Source organism: Pseudomonas sp. PSKL.D1 (genome assembly GCF_028898945.1).
In the GTDB taxonomy this organism is placed as follows: Bacteria; Pseudomonadota; Gammaproteobacteria; order Pseudomonadales; family Pseudomonadaceae; genus Aquipseudomonas.
This window is the reverse complement of sequence record NZ_CP118607.1, coordinates 176,060-198,333: the sequence shown is the minus strand read 5'-3', so window position 1 is coordinate 198,333 and position 22,274 is coordinate 176,060. Positions and strand designations below refer to the sequence as shown.

General features: G+C 61.0%; 4 protein-coding genes. 2 read left to right on the top strand and 2 right to left on the bottom strand.

The annotated features are described in order from the left end of the window. Positions 1–252: 252 nt before the first annotated feature. Entirely contained in the window at positions 253–17,781 is a 17,529-nt protein-coding gene (locus tag PVV54_RS00735; protein ID WP_274908132.1) for a retention module-containing protein, read from the top strand. A gap of 156 nt (positions 17,782–17,937) precedes the next feature. After that, entirely contained in the window at positions 17,938–18,279 is a 342-nt protein-coding gene (locus PVV54_RS00730; protein WP_274910362.1) for a tryptophan synthase subunit beta, read from the top strand. 55 nt (positions 18,280–18,334) lie between these two features. On the opposite strand, the gene PVV54_RS00725 is transcribed toward PVV54_RS00730, so the two are convergent. Together PVV54_RS00725 and PVV54_RS00720 are read right to left on the bottom strand one after the other, a co-directional pair. Beyond that, complete coding sequence (locus PVV54_RS00725; RefSeq protein WP_274910361.1) at positions 18,335–19,693, bottom strand: HlyD family type I secretion periplasmic adaptor subunit; 1,359 nt, start codon at positions 19,691–19,693, stop codon at positions 18,335–18,337. Positions 19,694–19,700: 7 nt separating this feature from the next. Beyond that, positions 19,701–21,857 (bottom strand): type I secretion system permease/ATPase, encoded by a 2,157-nt coding sequence (locus PVV54_RS00720; protein WP_274908131.1) that lies wholly within the window; start codon positions 21,855–21,857, stop codon positions 19,701–19,703. Positions 21,858–22,274: the final 417 nt, after the last annotated feature.

Here is a 22,274-nt window from a genome sequence, read left to right as displayed (position 1 = left end):
CAGGGCACAGGGCTGGGCACTTCGGGAAGAAGAAGCAAACGTTCAAATATCAATGTGACATTACTGAGCCGATTGTTTAGGATGGCAATCAGAAGGTCAATAGTTTGGCATAAAGTTAATCGCCAAACGATATAGACAAAAATTTGACGTCAAATAAGTCGAAAACATTAACGAAACATTCCCGCCTGAAGCGGCCTTTTGAACACCGCTCGGGGCATGGAAGAACCAACATCGGGTAACCCGGAGAGTCCAATGAGCAGCGTTGTTGCCATCGTCAAGAGCATTGTTGGCCAAGTCATCGCAGTATCCCCAGAAGGCATCCGGCGCGTACTCATTGAAGGAGACCGCTTGCTGGCGGGTGAGCAAGTGCTCACCGGCCCAGGTGGCGCCGTTACCTTGGAGCTGGCCGATGGCCGGTTGCTCGACCTGGGCCGTGATAGCCAGTGGAGCGCTGATGCGCCCGACAGCAGCACTGACCTGAGCCAGGCCACTGCACAGGCGGCACCGTCTGTTGAGGAACTGCAGCAGGCAATTGCTGCGGGTGTCGACCCGACCACACAACTTGAAGCCACTGCAGCCGGCCCGACTGCGGCAGGTAGCGGCGGCTCGGTCGGCGGCGGCCACAGCTTCGTGATGCTCGATGCCACGGCTGGCAGTGTGGACCCCACCATCGGCTTCCCCACTGACCCGCTGGCCTTCGCCGCCGGGCTGGACACGGAGGAAGTGGGTGCACTTGACACCACATCGACTACGGATACCGACACCGTAGTCACCACCGGGCTTACCCTCAGCGCCACCCCTTCCATTTCCGAAGCGGGTGGCGTGATCGTTTATACCGCTACCGTCGGCCAGGCGCCTTCGACCAACCTGACCGTTACCTTGTCGAACGGCGCGGTGATCGTCATCCCGGCCGGCCAGACCACCGGCAGCGTGAACGTCACCATCCCGGCGAATGACACGCCTTACATTGATGGCGGCCAGATTTCGACAGTTGTTACCGGCACCACTGGCGGTGGCGGGCTGGTCGTGACCTTGCCGCAGACGCCGACGCTCACCGAAATTACCGACACCGTCGACACCACCACCGCGACCCTCACCGCCACGCCGAGCGTGACCGAAGGCGGCGTGATCACCTACACCGTGACCCTGAGCAACCCCGCCCAGACTCCGGTGACCGTGACCCTGTCCAATGGCCAGACCATCACTGTTGAAGCGGGCCAGTCGACCGGTAGCGTGAACTTCCAGACGCCAGCCAATGACGTCTACAACAACGGTTCCACCGTCAGCACCACCATTACCGGTACCACTGGCGGTAACTTCGAACAGCTGACCCCGAACCCGGCTCCGGCTGAAACCACCATTGCCGACTCGGTCGACACCACCACCGCGACCCTCACCGCCACGCCAAGCGTGACCGAAGGCGGCGTGATCACCTACACCGTGACCCTGAGCAACCCCGCCCAGACTCCGGTGACCGTGACCCTGTCCAATGGCCAGACCATCACTGTTGAAGCGGGCCAGTCGACCGGTAGCGTGAACTTCCAGACGCCAGCCAATGACGTCTACAACAACGGTTCCACCGTCAGCACCACCATTACCGGTACCACTGGCGGTAACTTCGAACAGCTGACCCCGAACCCGGCTCCGGCTGAAACCACCATTGCCGACTCGGTCGACACCACCACCGCGACCCTCACCGCCACGCCAAGCGTGACCGAAGGCGGCGTGATCACCTACACCGTGACCCTGAGCAACCCCGCCCAGACTCCGGTGACCGTGACCCTGTCCAATGGCCAGACCATCACTGTTGAAGCGGGCCAGTCGACCGGTAGCGTGAACTTCCAGACGCCAGCCAATGACGTCTACAACAACGGTTCCACCGTCAGCACCACCATTACCGGTACCACTGGCGGTAACTTCGAACAGCTGACCCCGAACCCGGCTCCGGCTGAAACCACCATTGCCGACTCGGTCGACACCACCACCGCTACCCTCACCGCCACGCCAAGCGTGACCGAAGGTGGCGTGATCACCTACACCGTGACCCTGAGCAACCCGGCCCAGACTCCGGTGACCGTGACCCTGTCCAATGGCCAGACCATTACTGTTGAAGCGGGCCAGTCAACCGGTAGCGTGAACTTCCAGACGCCAGCCAATGACGTCTACAACAACGGTTCCACCGTCAGCACCACCATTACCGGCACCACTGGCGGTAACTTCGAACAGCTTGAGGCCAACTCGACGCCAGCTGTAACTACCATCAATGACTCCATCGACACGTCGACGGTGACGCTGACAGCCACCCCGAGCGTGACTGAAGGCGGTGTCGTCACGTACACAGCTACGGTCAGCGCGCCCGTTACCGGCACTCCACTGGTGGTTTCTCTTGCCAACGGCCAGACCATTACGATTCAGGTGGGTCAGTCGTCAGGTTCGGTGCCATTCACCGCGCCGGACAACGTGCTGAGCACAAACGCCTCGCTGACCAACAGCATTACTGGTGTGACTGGCGGTAACTACGAGAAGCTGGAAGCCGTCGGCAACCCGACCACCTCCGTCGTCGATGACCCGGCAAACCTGGACACCACTGGCCTTACCCTGACTGCTACCGGCACTGTCGCTGAAGGTGGTCAGATCATCTACACCGCCACTCTGAGCAATCCGGCTGGCACCGCGATGACCGTTACACTCAGCAACGGCGCCGTTATCACTATCGCCAAGGGTGAAACCCAAGGCAGCGTGCCGTTTGCCGCGCCGAGTGACAGCGTCTATGTCGATGCTGGCAATGTCAGTGTGACCATTAGCGGTACCACCGGTGGTGACTTCGAGAAGCTGGACGTCAGTCCGACTCCGGCTGTGACTGCTATTACTGACACCATCGACACCAGCACCGTGACCCTGACCGCCACGGCTTCGGCGGTTGAAGGTGGTGTGGTGACCTACACCGCGTCGGTGACTTCGCCTGTGACCGGCACCCCGCTGGTGATCACTCTGGCCAACGGCCAGTCCATCACCATTCCGGTCAATGCCAGCTCCGGTTCTGTCGATTTCATCGCGCCGAACAACGTGCTGAATACCAACACGCCGCTGACCAACAGCATCACCGGCGTGTCGGGTGGCAACTACGAGAAGCTGGACACTGCCGGCGAACCGACCACCACGGTCACCGACGACCCGGCTCGTCTGGACACCACCGGCCTGACCCTGACTGCCACTGGCACCGTTCAGGAAGGCGGCGAGATCGTTTACACCGCCAAGCTGACCAATCCGGCTGGCACCGAAATGAAGGTCACCCTGAGCAATGGTGAAACCATCACCATTGGCAAAGGCCAGACCGAAGCCAGCATTACCCTGCCTGCACCGGCTAATACCGTGTACGTGGACGGCACCAACGTCAGCGTGACCGTCACCGGCACCACCGGTGGTGACTTCGAGAAGCTAGAAGTCAGCCCGACTGCGGCCGTGACTGCCATTACCGACAGCATCGACACCAGCACCGTCACCCTGACGGCGACTGCCTCGGCCGTCGAAGGCGGCGTAGTGACTTACACCGCTTCGGTTACTTCGCCTGTGACCGGTACCCCGCTGGTGATTACCCTGGCCAACGGCCAGTCCATCACCATTCCGGTCAATGCCAGCTCCGGTTCGGTCGACTTCATCGCCCCGAACAACGTACTCAACACCAATACCCCGCTGACCAACAGCATCACCGGCGTCACCGGTGGCAACTACGAGAAGCTGGACACAGCAGGCAACCCGACCACCACGGTCACCGATGACCCGGCTCGCCTCGATAGCACCGGCCTGACCCTAACTGCCACCGGCACCGTTCAGGAAGGCGGCGAGATCGTTTACACCGCCAAGCTGACCAACCCGGCTGGCACCGAAATGAAGATCACCCTGAGCAATGGTGAAACCATCACCATCGGCAAGGGCCAGACCGAAGCCAGCATCACCCTGCCGGCACCGGCAAACACCGTGTACGTGGACGGCACCAACGTCAGCGTGACCGTTACCGGCACTACCGGTGGTGACTTCGAGCACCTCGAAGTCAGCCCAACCGCGGCGGTGACTGCCGTTACCGATTCGATTGATACGTCGACTGTCACCCTCACCGCGACTGCAAGTGCGGTAGAAGGTGGTGTCGTGACTTACACCGCGTCGGTGACTTCGCCTGTGACCGGCACCCCGCTGGTGATCACTCTGGCCAACGGCCAGTCCATCACCATTCCGGTCAATGCCAGCTCCGGTTCTGTCGATTTCATCGCGCCGAACAACGTGCTGAATACCAACACGCCGCTGACCAACAGCATCACCGGCGTGTCGGGTGGCAACTACGAGAAATTGGACACTGCCGGCGAACCGACCACTACGGTCACCGATGATCCGGCTCGTCTGGACACCACCGGCCTGACCCTGACTGCCACCGGCACCGTCCAGGAAGGCGGCGAGATCGTTTACACCGTCAGACTGACCAACCCGACCGGCACCGAAATGAAGGTCAGCCTGAGCAATGGTGAAACTATCACCATCGGCAAGGGCCAGACCGAAGGTTCCATCACCTTCCCGGCGCCACAGAACACCGTGTATGTGGACGGCGGTAATGTCAGCGTGACAGTCACCGGCACCACCGGTGGTGATTTCGAGCACCTCGAAGTCAGCCCGACGGCGGCTGTGACTGCTGTTACCGACACCATCGATACGTCGACTGTAACGTTGACGGCTACCGCCTCGGCCGTCGAAGGCGGCGTGGTGACTTACACCGCGTCGGTCACTTCGCCAGTCACCGGCACCCCGCTGGTGATCACCCTGGCCAACGGCCAGTCCATCACCATTCCGGTCAATGCCAGCTCCGGTTCGGTCGACTTCATCGCCCCGAACAACGTACTCAACACCAACACCCCGCTGACCAACAGCATCACCGGGGTGTCGGGTGGTAACTACGAGCACCTGGAAACCGCAGGCACCCCGACCACCACGGTCACCGACGACCCGGCTCGTCTGGACACCACCGGCCTGACCCTGACTGCCACCGGCACCGTTCAGGAAGGCGGCGAGATCGTCTACACCGCCAAGCTGACCAACCCGGCTGGCACCGAAATGAAGGTCACCCTGAGCAACGGTGAGACCATCACCATCGGCAAAGGCCAGACCGAAGGTTCGGTCACCTTCCCGGCGCCACAGAACACCGTGTATGTGGACGGCGGTAATGTCAGCGTGACAGTCACCGGCACCACCGGTGGTGATTTCGAGCACCTCGAAGTCAGCCCGACGGCGGCTGTGACTGCTGTTACCGACACCATCGATACGTCGACTGTAACGTTGACGGCTACCGCCTCGGCCGTCGAAGGCGGCGTGGTGACTTACACCGCGTCGGTCACTTCGCCAGTCACCGGCACCCCGCTGGTGATCACCCTGGCCAACGGCCAGTCCATCACCATTCCGGTCAATGCCAGCTCCGGTTCGGTCGACTTCATCGCCCCGAACAACGTACTCAACACCAACACCCCGCTGACCAACAGCATCACCGGGGTGTCGGGTGGTAACTACGAGCACCTGGAAACCGCAGGCACCCCGACCACCACGGTCACCGACGACCCGGCTCGTCTGGACACCACCGGCCTGACCCTGACTGCCACTGGCACCGTTCAGGAAGGCGGCGAGATCGTTTACACCGCCAAGCTGACCAACCCGGCTGGCACCGAAATGAAGGTCACCCTGAGCAACGGTGAGACCATCACCATCGGCAAAGGCCAGACCGAAGGTTCGGTCACCTTCCCGGCGCCACAGAACACCGTGTATGTGGACGGCGGTAATGTCAGCGTGACAGTCACCGGCACCACCGGTGGTGATTTCGAGCACCTCGAAGTCAGCCCGACGGCGGCTGTGACTGCTGTTACCGACACCATCGATACGTCGACTGTAACGTTGACGGCTACCGCCTCGGCCGTCGAAGGCGGCGTGGTGACTTACACCGCGTCGGTGACTTCGCCTGTGACCGGCACCCCGCTGGTGATCACCCTGGCCAACGGCCAGTCCATCACCATTCCGGTCAATGCCAGCTCCGGTTCGGTCGACTTCATTGCCCCGAACAACGTACTGAACACCAACACGCCTCTGACCAACAGCATCACCGGCGTCACCGGTGGTAACTACGAGCACCTGGAAACTGCGGGTACCCCGACCACCGTCGTCACCGACGATCCGGCTCGCCTCGACACCACCGGCCTGACCCTGACTGCCAGCAATACCGTGCAGGAAGGTGGCCAGATCACCTACACCGCCAAGCTGACCAACCCGGCTGGCACCGAGATGAAGATCTCTCTGAGCAATGGTGAAACCATCACCATCGGCAAGGGCCAGACCGAAGGTTCGATTACCTTCCCGGCACCGGCCAACACCGTGTACGTCGATGCGGGCAACGTCAGCGTGACTGTCACCGGCACTACCGGCGGTGATTTCGAACACCTGGAAGTCAGCCCGACCGCAGCGGTGACTGCGATCACCGACAGCATCGACATCAGCACCGTGACCCTGACGGCCACTGCTTCGGCCGTGGAAGGCGGCGTGGTCACCTACACCGCGTCGGTCACTTCGCCTGTAACCGGCACCCCACTGGTGATTACCCTGGCCAACGGCCAGTCCATCACCATCCCGGTCAATTCCAGCTCGAGCTCGGTCGACTTCATTGCCCCGAACAACGTACTGAACACCAATACGCCGCTGACCAACAGCATCACCGGTGTGACTGGCGGCAACTACGAGCAGCTGGAAACCGCTGGCACTCCGACCACCGTCGTCACCGATGACCCGGCTCGCCTCGACACCACCGGCCTGACCCTGACTGCCAGCAATACCGTGCAGGAAGGTGGCCAGATCACCTACACCGCCACGCTGACCAACCCGGCTGGCACCGAGATGAAGGTCATCCTCAGCAACGGTGAAACCATCACCATCGGTAAGGGCCAGACCGAAGGTTCGATTACCTTCCCGGCACCGGCGAACACCGTGTACGTTGATGCGGGTAATGTCAGCGTGACCGTCACCGGTACTACCGGCGGTGATTTCGAGCACCTGGAAGTGAGCCCAACTGCGGCTGTTACGGCTATCACCGACAGCATCGACATCAGCACCGTGACCCTGACGGCCACTGCTTCGGCCGTCGAAGGCGGCGTGGTCACCTACACCGCGTCGGTCACTTCGCCTGTGACCGGCACCCCGCTGGTGATTACCCTGGCCAACGGCCAGAGCATCACCATTCCGGTCAATGCCAGCTCCGGTTCGGTCGATTTCATCGCCCCGAACAACGTACTGAACACCAACACCCCGCTGACCAACAGCATCACCGGGGTGTCGGGTGGTAACTACGAGCAGCTGGAAACCGCAGGTACCCCGACCACCACGGTCACCGATGACCCGGCTCGCCTCGACACCACCGGCCTGACCTTGAGCGCCACTGGCACCGTCCAGGAAGGCGGCGAGATCGTTTACACCGTCAGACTGACCAACCCGACCGGCACCGAAATGAAGGTCAGCCTGAGCAATGGCGAGACCATCACCATTGGTAAGGGCTTGAGCGAGGGCAGCATTACCCTGCCGGCACCGGCCAACACTGTTTATGTCGACGGCACCAACGTCAGCGTGACCGTCACTGGCACCACCGGTGGTGATTTCGAGCACCTCGAAGTCAGCCCGACTGCCGCTGTCACGGCGATCACCGATACCATCGACACGTCGACTGTAACGTTGACGGCGACTGCTAGTGCCGTGGAAGGCGGCGTGGTCACCTACACCGCGTCGGTCACTTCGCCTGTAACCGGCACCCCGCTGGTGATTACTCTGGCCAACGGCCAGTCCATCACCATCCCGGTCAATTCCAGCTCCGGTTCGGTCGATTTCATCGCCCCGAACAACGTGCTGAACACCAACACCCCGCTGACCAACAGCATCACCGGGGTGTCGGGTGGTAACTACGAGCACCTGGAAACCGCAGGCACCCCGACCACCACGGTCACCGACGACCCGGCTCGCCTCGACACCACCGGCCTGACCTTGAGTGCCACTGGCACCGTCCAGGAAGGCGGCGAGATCGTTTACACCGTCAGACTGACCAACCCGACCGGCACCGAAATGAAGGTCAGCCTGAGCAATGGTGAGACCATCACCATTGGTAAGGGCTTGAGCGAGGGCAGCATTACCCTGCCGGCACCGGCCAACACTGTTTATGTCGACGGCACCAACGTCAGCGTGACCGTCACTGGCACCACCGGTGGTGATTTCGAGCACCTCGAAGTCAGCCCGACTGCCGCTGTCACGGCGATCACCGATACCATCGACACGTCGACTGTAACGTTGACGGCGACTGCTAGTGCCGTGGAAGGCGGCGTGGTCACCTACACCGCGTCGGTCACTTCGCCTGTAACCGGCACCCCGCTGGTGATTACTCTGGCCAACGGCCAGTCCATCACCATCCCGGTCAATTCCAGCTCCGGTTCGGTCGATTTCATCGCCCCGAACAACGTGCTGAACACCAACACCCCGCTGACCAACAGCATCACCGGGGTGTCGGGTGGTAACTACGAGCACCTGGAAACCGCAGGCACCCCGACCACCACGGTCACCGACGACCCGGCTCGCCTCGACACCACCGGCCTGACCTTGAGTGCCACTGGCACCGTCCAGGAAGGCGGCGAGATCGTTTACACCGTCAGACTGACCAACCCGACCGGCACCGAAATGAAGGTCAGCCTGAGCAATGGTGAGACCATCACCATTGGTAAGGGCTTGAGCGAGGGCAGCATTACCCTGCCGGCACCGGCCAACACTGTTTATGTCGACGGCACCAACGTCAGCGTGACCGTCACTGGCACCACCGGTGGTGATTTCGAGCACCTCGAAGTCAGCCCGACTGCCGCTGTCACGGCGATCACCGATACCATCGACACGTCGACTGTAACGTTGACGGCGACTGCTAGTGCCGTGGAAGGCGGCGTGGTCACCTACACCGCGTCGGTCACTTCGCCTGTAACCGGCACCCCGCTGGTGATTACTCTGGCCAACGGCCAGTCCATCACCATCCCGGTCAATTCCAGCTCCGGTTCGGTCGATTTCATCGCCCCGAACAACGTGCTGAACACCAACACCCCGCTGACCAACAGCATCACCGGGGTGTCGGGTGGTAACTACGAGCACCTGGAAACCGCAGGCACCCCGACCACCACGGTCACCGACGACCCGGCTCGCCTCGACACCACCGGCCTGACCTTGAGTGCCACTGGCACCGTCCAGGAAGGCGGCGAGATCGTTTACACCGTCAGACTGACCAACCCGACCGGCACCGAAATGAAGGTCAGCCTGAGCAATGGTGAGACCATCACCATTGGTAAGGGCTTGAGCGAGGGCAGCATTACCCTGCCGGCACCGGCCAACACTGTTTATGTCGACGGCACCAACGTCAGCGTGACCGTCACTGGCACCACCGGTGGTGATTTCGAGCACCTCGAAGTCAGCCCGACTGCCGCTGTCACGGCGATCACCGATACCATCGACACGTCGACTGTAACGTTGACGGCGACTGCTAGTGCCGTGGAAGGCGGCGTGGTCACCTACACCGCGTCGGTCACTTCGCCTGTAACCGGCACCCCGCTGGTGATTACTCTGGCCAACGGCCAGTCCATCACCATTCCGGTCAATTCCAGCTCCGGTTCGGTCGATTTCATCGCTCCGAACAACGTGCTGAACACCAACACCCCGCTGACCAACAGCATCACCGGTGTGACTGGCGGCAATTACGAGCAGCTGGATACCGCAGGCGAACCGACCACCACGGTCACCGATGACCCGGCTCGCCTCGACACCACCGGCCTGACCTTGAGTGCCACTGGCACCGTCCAGGAAGGCGGCGAGATCGTTTACACCGTCAGACTGACCAACCCGACCGGCACCGAAATGAAGGTCAGCCTGAGCAATGGTGAGACCATCACCATTGGTAAGGGCTTGAGCGAGGGCAGCATTACCCTGCCGGCACCGGCCAACACTGTTTATGTCGACGGCACCAACGTCAGCGTGACCGTCACTGGCACCACCGGTGGTGATTTCGAGCACCTCGAAGTCAGCCCGACTGCCGCTGTCACGGCGATCACCGATACCATCGACACGTCGACTGTAACGTTGACGGCGACTGCTAGTGCCGTGGAAGGCGGCGTGGTCACCTACACCGCGTCGGTCACTTCGCCTGTAACCGGCACCCCGCTGGTGATTACTCTGGCCAACGGCCAGTCCATCACCATTCCGGTCAATTCCAGCTCCGGTTCGGTCGATTTCATCGCCCCGAACAACGTGCTGAACACCAACACCCCGCTGACCAACAGCATCACCGGGGTGTCGGGTGGTAACTACGAGCAGCTGGAAACCGCAGGTACCCCGACCACCACGGTCACCGATGACCCGGCTCGCCTCGACACCACCGGCCTGACCTTGAGCGCCACCGGCACCGTCCAGGAAGGCGGCGAGATCGTCTACACCGCCAAGCTGACCAACCCGGCTGGCACCGAAATGAAGGTCACCTTGAGCAATGGTGAGACCATCACCATTGGCAAGGGCCAGACTGAAGGTTCGGTCACCTTCCCGGCGCCACAGAACACCGTGTATGTGGACGGCGGTAATGTCAGCGTGACAGTCACCGGCACCACCGGTGGTGATTTCGAGCACCTCGAAGTCAGCCCGACGGCGGCTGTGACTGCTGTTACCGACACCATCGATACGTCGACTGTAACGTTGACGGCTACCGCCTCGGCCGCCGAAGGCGGCGTAGTAACCTACACCGCGTCGGTGACTTCGCCAGTCACCGGCACCCCGCTGGTGATCACCCTGGCCAACGGCCAGTCCATCACCATCCCGGTCAATGCCAGCTCCGGTTCGGTCGACTTCATCGCCCCGAACAACGTACTCAACACCAACACCCCGCTGACCAACAGCATCACCGGCGTGTCGGGTGGCAACTACGAGAAATTGGACACTGCCGGCGAACCGACCACTACGGTCACCGATGATCCGGCTCGCCTCGACACCACCGGCCTGACCTTGAGCGCCACCGGCACCGTCCAGGAAGGCGGCGAGATCGTCTACACCGCCAAGCTGACCAACCCGGCTGGCACCGAGATGAAGATCTCTCTGAGCAATGGTGAAACCATCACCATCGGCAAGGGCCAGACCGAGGCCAGCATCACCCTGCCGGCACCGGCAAACACCGTGTATGTCGACGGCACCAACGTCAGCGTGACCGTCACCGGCACCACCGGTGGTGACTTCGAGAAGCTGGAAGTCAGCCCAACTGCGGCTGTAACAGCCATTACTGACTCGATCGATACCTCGACCGTTACCCTGACCGCGACCCCATCGGTCACCGAAGGCGGCACCGTGGTATACACCGCCACCGTGTCCTCCCCGGTTACCGTTGCACCGTTGGTCATCAGCCTGGCCAACGGCCAGACCATCACCATCGCGGTCAACGCCACGTCCGGCTCGGTCGATTACATCGCCCCGAACAACGTCTACACCACCAACACCCCGCTGACCAACAGCATCACCGGCGTGACTGGCGGCAACTACGAGAAACTGGAAACCTCGGGTACCCCGACCACCACGGTCAACGACAACCCGAATAACCTGGACACCACCGGTATCAGCCTCACGGCCACCAACAGCGTCCAGGAAGGCGGCCAGATCACCTACACCGTCAAGCTGACCAACCCGGCCGGCAGCGCGATGACCATCAGCCTGAGCAACGGCTCGACGGTCACCATCGCCAAAGGCCTGAGCGAAGGCACCGTCACCGTCGATGCGCCGAGAAACACCGTGTACGTCGACGGCACCAACGTCAGCGCCAGCATCACCGGCACTACCGGTGGTGATTTCGAGAAGATCAACGTCAACGCCACGCCGGCCGTGACCTCGATCACCGACACCATCGACACCTCGACCGTGACCCTGACCGCCACCCCGAACGTGATGGAAGGCGGTGTAGTCACTTACACCGCAACCGTATCCGCCCCGGTCACCAAGGCTCCGCTGGTGGTCACCCTGGAGAACGGCCAGTCCATTACCATCGGCGTAGGTGCAACTTCCGGCTCGGTCAACTTCACCGCCCCGAACAACGTCTACACCACCAACACCCCGCTGACCAACAGCATCACCGGCGTCACCGGCGGTAACTACGAGAAACTGGAAACCACGGGCACCCCGACCACCACGGTCAACGACAACCCGAATAACCTGGACACCACCGGTATCAGCCTCACGGCCACCAACAGTGTTCAGGAAGGTGGCCAGATCACCTACACCGTCAAGCTGACCAACCCGGCCGGCAGCGCGATGACCATCAGCCTGAGCAATGGCTCGACAGTCACCATCGCCAAAGGCCTGAGCGAAGGCAGCGTCACCGTCGATGCGCCGCGAAACACTGTTTACGTGGACGGCACCAACGTTAGCGCCAGCATCACCGGCACCACCGGCGGTGACTTCGAGAAGATCAACGTCAACGCCACCCCGGCCGTGACCGCGGTTACCGATTCGATCGATACGTCGACCGTGACCCTGACCGCAACCCCATCGGTCACCGAAGGCGGCATCGTCACCTACACCGCCACCGTGAGTGCTCCAGTAACCGGTTCGCCGCTGGTCATCAGCCTGGCCAACGGCCAGAGCATCACCATCGCGGTCAACGCCACGTCCGGCTCGGTCAACTACACCGCGCCGAACAACGTCTACACCACCAACGCCCCGCTGACCAACAGCATCACCGGCACCACGGGCGGCAACTACGAGAAGTTGGTGGCGGTGGGCACCCCAAGCACTTCGGTCAACGACAACCCGTCCAACCTGGACACCACCAACATCACCCTCACGGCCACCAACAGTGTCCAGGAAGGCGGCCAGATCACTTACACCGTCAAGCTGAGCAACCCGGCGGGCAGTGCGATGACCATCAGCCTGAGCAACGGCTCGACCGTCACCATCGCCAAGGGTTTGAGCGAAGGCACCGTCACTGTCGATGCTCCGAGAAACACCGTGTACGTAGATGGTACCAACGTCAGCGCCAGCATTACCGGCACCACCGGCGGTGATTTCGAGAAGGTGAACGTCAGCGCCACGCCAGCTGTGACCGCGGTTACCGATTCGATCGATACGTCGACCGTGACCCTGACTGCGACCACGTCGGTCAACGAGGGTGGCACCGTGGTGTATACCGCCACCGTCTCCTCGCCAGTTACCGTGGCGCCGCTGGTGATTACCCTGGCCAACGGCCAGACCATCACCATTGACGTCAACGCAACCAGCGGTTCGGTCAACTACACCGCACCGAACAACGTCTACAACACTAACGCCCCGCTGACCAACAGCATCACCGGCATCACTGGCGGCAACTACGAGAAGATCGTTGGTGCCGGCAACCCAACGACGACCGTCAACGACATTCCGGGCACCAAGGACAGCACCAGCCTGACCCTTACCGCGACTGAAACTGTGGCTGAAGGTGGCAAAATTACCTACACCGCTACGCTCAGCAACCCAGCGGGCACCGCAATGACCATCACCCTGAGCAACGGTGCGGAAATCACCATTGCCAAGGGTGCCAAAAGCGGCAGCGTGATCGTCAACGCACCGGGCGACGATCCGTACATCGATGCAGGTAACGTTCAGGCCAAGATCAATGCTACCTCCGGCGGCGACTTCGAACTGCTGGCCACCGACGGCTCGTATGCGGTGACCAAAGTCACCGACACCATCGACAACACCAACCTGACCCTGAGCGCCACCAACACAGTCCAGGAAGGTGGTCAGATCACCTACACCGCCACGTTGACCAACAAGGCCGACACTGCGATGACCGTCAAGCTCAGCAACGGTGCGGTCATCACCATTGAAGCGGGCAAGCTCTCCGGCACCGTTACCGTCCCGGCGCCAGTAGATGACGTGTACATCAGTGCAGGCAACGTCTCGGCGAAGATCACCGAAACCAGTGGTGGCAACTTCGAGCAACTGACCGTCAGCGACCAGGCTGCGGTCACTGCCGTGACTGACAACGTCCAGGCCACCACGCTGAGCATCAGTGGCACCACGGCCGTGGCTGAAGGCAACACCGCCACCTACACCCTGACCTTGACCAACAAGGCGCAGAGCGATGTCACCGTCAAACTGACCTACTCCGGCACCGCTTCCAACGGCGCCGACTACACGGGCGTTGCCACGGTTACCATCAAGGCTGGCAGCAGTACTGCCAACTTCACCATCCCGACCATCAAGGACAACGTCACCGAGGGCACCGAGCAGTTCACCGTCAAGATCGACTCGGCCACCGGCGGCGACTTCGAGAAGCTGGACGTCAGCGGCAGCGCTGGCAGCGTTACCACCCAGATTTTCGAACCGGCCCCTGTGCTGGACCTGGATGCCAACAACTCCAGTGGCAAGACCGGTGCCGACTACCAGACCACCTTCACCGAGAACCAGCCGGGCAGCGGCGTGTCGATCGGTGATGTGGACGTGACCATCACCGACTTCGACAGCTCGATGCTGACCGGCGCAACCGTAACGCTGACCAACCGTCAGCCGGGTGATGCCCTGAACCTGGGCAACAGCGTCAACGGTATCAGCATCAACGCCAACAGCACCGACGGCAAAGTGGTGCTGACCCTGAGCGGTACTGCGTCGCTGGCTGACTACATCCAGGCAATCAAGAACATCACCTTCATCAACTCCAGCGAAGACCCGAGCACAACGCCGCGGATCATCACTGTGACGGTGACCGATGGCGTCAACACTTCGAATACCGCCACCACCACGGTCAACGTAGTGGCCGTGAACGACGCGCCAACCTCCACCGGCGGCGCTGTCACCGGTACAGAAGACACCGACCTGGTGCTGAGCTGGAGCAACTTCAACGTCAGCGACGTGGACTCGCCTGTCAGCAGCCTGGGCGTGACCATCACCCAGCTGCCGACTGCCGGCACGCTGAAGCTGCTGGTCGGTTCGACATGGACCGACGTGGCGGTCAACCAGACCATCAGCCAAGCCGACATCACCGCCGGCAAGCTCAAGTTCGTGCCGCTGGCCAACCAGTCGGGCGCCGATGGTTATGGCGGCACCGGTGTGGGCAACAAGCAGGCTGACTACGCGCAGATCAAGTACAAGCCTACCGACGGCGTCACCCCGGGCAGCGAAGCCACGTTGAAGGTCGACATCACGCCCGTCGCAGATGCGCCGTCGCTGACCATTGGCAGCAACAACGTCAACTCGCTGGGCCTGACCAAGGAAACCTGGACCAGCCTCACCGGCCTGGGCACCAACGGTAACGGCATCACCGGCGATACGCTGAAGAACGTGTTTGCCAACTCCGGCAAAGCCGCCACCACTCAGCAGGTGACCACCGCCGACTCCAACGGCAGCGTCACTGCTGGCACTGGCAGCAAGACTTCCGGCCTGATTTACCTCGAAGCCGGCAAGACCTACACCTTCAGCGGTACCGCTGACGACAGCCTGCAGGTCTACATCGGTGGCAAGAGCGTGGTCAGCACCACTTGGGGTGCCGGTGGCAGTATTTCCGGCAGCTTCACACCGACCACCAGTGGCTATTACACCCTCGAGGTGTACCACGCCAACCAGTCCGGCCCTGGCAGCCTGGACATCAATGTCCAGGTCGGCACTGGCCCGGTCACCGACTTGGGCAGCTCGGCCATCCCGATGTACCCGAACGTGTCGGCGATGACCAATGCCGGCCTCACCGTGTCCGATCTGCACGGCAGCAACGGCGTGGGTTACTACGACGGCTACAAGCTCAACGAAGGCCGCGAGAACGGCGCACCGGTCAAGCTGGTAGGCATCAGCACCGCGCTGACCGACACCGACGGTTCTGAAACCCTCAACGTCAAGCTCAGCGGCATTCCGGAAGGCTCGGTGGTCAGCGACGGCGCTGGGCATACCTTCACTGTCGGCAAGGACGCGGTGGACGTTACTGGCTGGAGTTTGAACAGCCTGTCGATCAAGCCGCCGGCCTACTACCAGGGCCAGTTCGATGTGAAGGTCACCTCGACGTCGACCGAAAGTGTTGGCGGTAGCAAGGCCGTTACCGAGGGCACCATCAAGGTTACGGTGTACGCCGAAACTTACGTCACCACCAACCTGACCTCCGATGCCGACACCACTGCCGGTACCGACGGCAACGACATCATCGTATCTGACGTAAACGGCCTGCACGTGGTACCTGGCCAGAACTACAACATCGCCTTCATCGTCGACACCTCGGGTTCCATGGGGTCGTCCGGTGTGAACGCGGCCAAGTCTTCGCTGGAGTCGGTGTTCAAGACCCTGTTGGCAAGCGTCAAAGGTGACCAGTCGGGCGTAGTCAACATTCTGCTGGTCGACTTCGCTACCCAGGTCAAGAGCACCGTTTCGGTAACCCTCAACGATGCCGGCCTCAAGACCCTGCTCAATGCCCTGAGCAACATGAGTTCCACTGGCGGCACCAACTACGAGGATGCCTTCAAGACCACGGCCAACTGGTTCCAGGCGCTCAAGGATGCAGGTAGCACTGGCAAGAATCAGACGTTCTTCATTACCGATGGCCAGCCGACCTACTACCAGACCAGCGAGCAGACCAACCCGACACTTGGCAACACCAGCAAGACGCTGGACAGCTTCCTCTCGTCGATCAATTACAAGACTGGCGACAGCCTCGACTGGACCGATTTGGGCAACAACACCCAAGTTAAAATCAGCGATGGCTACCTGACGACCATCTACAAGTCCAAGGGCGACTGGTATTACGGCGCCAGCGGAAGCATTCGTGCACAGGGCGATGGCACCTACGAGCTGTCAACCCGCGCTGGTAGTGGTAACTCGACTGACAGGGCCACCACTAACAACTCTACTGACAGCTTCAGCATTCTCTCCAAGTTGTCTGATGTAGAGGCCATCGGCCTGAACAGCGGTGTCGACAAGGACGACCTGAAGCCTTACGACTCCGACGGCAAGCCACAGACCAACATCGACCCGAGCAAGCTGGCCGATGCCATCCTCGGTCACACCGAGGCTGCCTTGCCAGCCAACGACAACGTCAACGGTGGGGACGGCAACGACATCATCTTCGGCGACCTGGTGACCTTCCCGTCCATCGCTGGCACCGGTGTCGAGGCCATCCAGGCCTACGTTGCCAACAAAACCGGCGTCGATGCCGGGGATGTCGATGCGCGGGCGATGCACAAGTACGTCAGCGAGCACTACACCGAGTTCGACGTTTCCGGCAGCAACGACGGTGCCGACACACTGCTGGGCGGCGCGGGCAATGACATCCTCTTCGGCCAGGGTGGCAACGACTACCTTGATGGCGGCAAGGGTAATGACATCCTGCTCGGCGGTACCGGCAACGACACGCTGATCGGCGGCCAGGGTGACGATATCCTGATCGGCGGCAGTGGAGCCGATACCTTCGTGTGGAAGGCCGGTGACCTTGGCAACGATGTGATCAAGGACTTCAAGGTAAGCGAGAAGGACAAGCTTGACCTGAGCGACCTGCTGCAGGGCGAGAAGGCAAGCACCATCGACAACTTCCTGAAGATCACCACGGTCGATGGTTCGTCGACCCTGCAAGTGAGCACCGAAGGCAAGCTCAACGCAGGCGGCACGGCTGATGTCACCATCAAGCTCGAAGGCGTGAACTGGTCGAACACCACGATCAACTCGCTGATCAGCGGTGCCGACCCGACCATCAAGGTCGACACCAACTGATCCCTCCGCCGTGGTGGCCACACGTGGCCACCACGGCGGCGGTCTTTTCTGACATTCAATGGCAGCGCATACTCATGCGCCGGGTAACCCTGCCCGGTGAACTTTGCCTATGCTGCTGACTATCAACAAGGAACCAACGTGACGAGGGACGAAGCCATGTTCTACGTGCAACGCGACGCCGAAGGCCAGTTGCTGCGGGTAGAAGCTGCCCCGTATGAGCACTTCACGGAAATGCTCCCGGCGGACCATGCCGAGATCCAGGCCTGGTTTGCCGATGACGTGGTCGAAAACAGCCTGCGGCAATTGAAGCAGAGCGACCTGGACATGATCCGGGTGCTTGAAGATCTTATTGACGTGCTGACCACCAAGGGCGTGATCAGCATTACTGACCTGCCGGTGGGCGCGCAATCAAAGCTGCTTAACCGCTCCACGGCCCGGAAGGCGTTGGGCAGTTTGAACAACCTGATCGAAGAAGATGACAACAGCGGGTTGATCTGACGGCCCCATCGCGGATGAATCCGCGCCTACAAAGGCCGTCACACCCGCTGCAGGCTTACCGCTCCCGCAACGCCTCCGACCGCGCCTTCATGATCGGCTTGAGCAGGTAGCTCATGATGGTCTTCTTGCCGGTCTTGATATCCACCGTGGCAACCATCCCGGGAATGATGAGCAAGGGTTTGTCATCTGTGCCCAGGTGGCTTTTGTCGGTGCGCAGGCGGATCGGGTAGTAGGTGGTCTTCTTGTCTTCATCGGTGATGGTGTCGGCACCGATTTGCTCCAGCTTGGCCTCCAGCCCACCGTAAATGGTGTAGTCGTAGGCGGTGAACTTGACCATCGCCTCCTGGCCCGGGTGCAGGAAGGCAATGTCCTTGGGCAGGATCTTCGCCTCGATCACCAGCGAATCATCCAGCGGCACGATCTCGATGATGTCGCTGCCCGGCTGGATCACACCGCCGATGGTGTTCACCAGCAGCTGTTTGACGATGCCACGCACAGGTGAGGTGACCATTGTGCGGTTAACCCGGTCATCCAGGGCCTTGCTGGTTGCCGTGGCCTTGTTCAGCTCGGTACGTGCTTCGTTGAGTTGGGTCAGGGCATCGCTGCGGAACTTGCCACGGGTTTCTTCGATCTTGCTTTGAACCTCCCTGACCGCGGCCTCGGCACGAGGAATGGCCAGCGCTGTGGCGTCCAACTCACCCCGAGTCTCTACTTCGGAACGGCGCAACCGCAGGATTTCAACCTGGGAAATCGCGCCCTTGGCCACCAAAGGCTCAGACATACCGATTTCCTGACGGAGCAACTGCAGGCTGTTGGCGTACTGGGCGCGCTTGGAGTTGAACTCGCGCAGTTCCTGTTGACGCTGCACCAACTGCTGCTGCAAGCCGCCAATCTCGTCTTCCAGTTGCTGGCGACGGCTCTGGAACAGCGACTCCTCACTGGCCGCCTGGCTAGGCGCCGCCTGGCGCAGGCTGTCTTCGATCTTCAAAGGGGTATCGCCCACTTCGGCACTCAACCGCTCGACCCGCAGGGCCATGGCCACGCGGTCGGCCTCGGTTTCGCCCTTGTTCGAGGCGAATCGGGTTTCATCCAGGCGTAGCAACGGCTCGCCGACCTCCACCACTTCCCCTTCCTTGGCGAAAATCTCGGCAACGATGCCACCCTCAAGGTTCTGGATCTTCTGCACCTTTGATGATGGGATCGCCTTGCCCTCGCCGCGTGTTACCTCATCAATGGGCGCGAAGCACGCCCAGATGATCAGGAACAGGAAAAACGCGATGACGCCCCAGATGGTCATCCGCACCACCCGTGGGGCATCTTCGATCAGCGCCTTGTTGACCTCGGGCAGCGGCTGGCCGTGCAGCGATTCCGAGCCCTTGAAGTACCGGCGCATCTGGTCTTTGAACTGGCCCATATCAAGTTTATGCAACACTGATCTGCCCCTTCTTCAGTGCATCCATGACTGCGGCTTTCGGGCCATCGGCAACAATCTGCCCACGGTCAATGACGATCAGCCGATCTACCAGCGTCAGCAGCGAAGCACGGTGGGTGACCAGCAACACGGTCTTGTTCTCGATTACCGCTTGCAGGCGCTGCTTGAGGCGTTCTTCACCGGTGTTGTCCATGGCTGCGGTGGGTTCATCAAGCAGCAGGATTTGCGGATTCAGCAACAAGGCACGGCCCAGAGCCACGTTCTGGCGCTGGCCGCCAGAGAGGTTCTGGCCGCGCTCGCCAACCTGCAGCTCATAGCCATCAGGGTGCAAACGGGCAAACTCGTGCACACCGGACAACTCTGCGGCCTGCAGAATCAGCTCGTCTTCGATGTAGCGGGCGCCACTGACCAGGTTGTCGCGCAGGGTACCGGCCAGCAACTGGATGTCCTGGGGCACGTAGCCGATGTTGTGGCGCAGTTCACTCACATCGATCTGTCGGATATCCACACCGTCGACCAGTAACGAGCCTTTATCAGCTTCATACAGGCCAACGATCAGCTTGGCCAGCGAACTCTTGCCCGAACCGCTACGGCCGATGATGCCGACCTTCTCGCCCGGGCGGATGGTCAGGTTGATACTTTTGAGCGCCTGGTTCTGCTGGTTCGGGTAAGTGAAGTCCACGCCCCGGAATTCGACAGCACCCTGCAGCACCTGGCGGCTCAACGGGCGTTCTTCGAAATTGCGTTCTTGCGGCAGCTCCATCATCTGGTCAGTGGAGGCCATGGTCACCTTGGCCTGCTGATAACGGGCAAGCAGGCCATTGAGCTGGCTCAGCGGCCCCAGCGCGCGGCCACTGAGCATGTAGCAGGCGACCAGCCCACCCATGCTCAAGGTGCCGTCGATGATCAGGTAAACACCCACGCAGATCATCGCCACACCGGCCAGTTGCTGGATGAGCATGGTGATGTTCATCGCCAGCCCTGACAGCACTTTCACCCGCAGTTCAAGGCGGCTTAAGGTGCCAAGGGTTTGCTCCCACATGTACTGGCGTTCGCTCTCTGCGTTGTTGACCTTCACTGCGTCGAGGCCAGCAAGCGTTTCAATCAGGCTCGACTGGCGCTCGGAGGCCAGCGCCATGGTGCGCTCCATGGTCGCCATCAGAGGCCGCTGCAGGGCATAACCGATGCCAAGCGCCAGCGGGAAGGCGAGGATCGGGATCCAGACGAGGTGCCCGCCGATAATGGCAATGACCATCAGAATGATCAGGGTGAAGGGCAAGTCGATCAGGCTGGTGAGGGTAAGCGAGGCAAGGAAGTCTCGCAGGCCCTGGAACTCGTGGATGTTCTGGGCAAAGCTGCCGACCCGCGCGGGGCGGTACTTCATCGACATGCCTACGATACGTTCAAACAGTGTGGCGGAGATGATCAGGTCGGTCTTCTTGCCCGCCAGATCCAGGCACAAGCTGCGCAACCCCTTGAGAATCAGGTCGAACAGGTAGGCACCCGTGATGCCGACCGCCAGCACCCATAGGGTTGCAGTGGCCTGATTGGGCACCACCCGGTCGTAGACGTTCATCACGAACAGCGGCGCCGCCAAGGCAATGATGTTGATTACCAGGCTGGCAACGATGGCATCAATGTAGAGCCATTTGCTGCGCAGGAGCGTGTCGCGGAACCAAGAGCGCGCGCGTGGGATGAGATTGCCATGGTTGACATCAAACTTGTGCTGCGGCTGGGCGAAGAACACTCGGCCGCTGTAGTCGCTGATTAGTGCTTCACGACTGATCAGCACCTCACCACCATCGCTTTCGCTGAGCAGCAGGCGGGCGGTGTCATGGTTTTCCCAGCCCAGCAGCACCGCGGCGCGGCCTTCCTTGAGGAGCAGCATGGCCGGCATGGCGATGCTCGGGATCTGCTCCAGCTTGCGCTGTAACAGCCGCCCTTGCAGGCCGGCACGGGCGGCTGCACGGGGCAGCAACTCCGGGCTCAGGCGTTGCGCTGGTAGAGGTAGCCCGGTGGTCAACATCACCCGGCTGGCGGGTTTTTGATGCAGCACACACAGGGTCAGCAGGCAATCCAGCAAAGGATCATCATGCTGACTACGCGGATCGTGACTGAGTAGGGCTCGACTGACTTCGGATTCCACGTGGCACTCTCTTCCTTGCGGTAGTTGGGAGGGCGCTGCCCCATCAACATTAGCCCGGTACAACTACGCGACGGTGTTAACGTCCACGGGCTGCTTTATTTCGTACTAATTACTTGGCATCTAACGCCTGATGCGCTGACTTCCAGAATATAGACAAGCCGCCAGAGTTGGACATTCAAAGACTAACGAATGGTTCGGCTTACGCAACTGCATTTTTAATCACCGTTTTCCAAACGGTTACTACGGGAAACCCGAAGCCCTTGCATTTCGAGCCATTCCCACCTGGCTTGCATCGACAAAAGTTGTTCACACGCCCCCTATTGCTGAGGAAAACAATACAACTAATACGAAAGCAAGAGTTGGCAATCGGCAATTTCACGATATGACTTTAGCTTGGCCGTTGCTCGCGCACGCGGC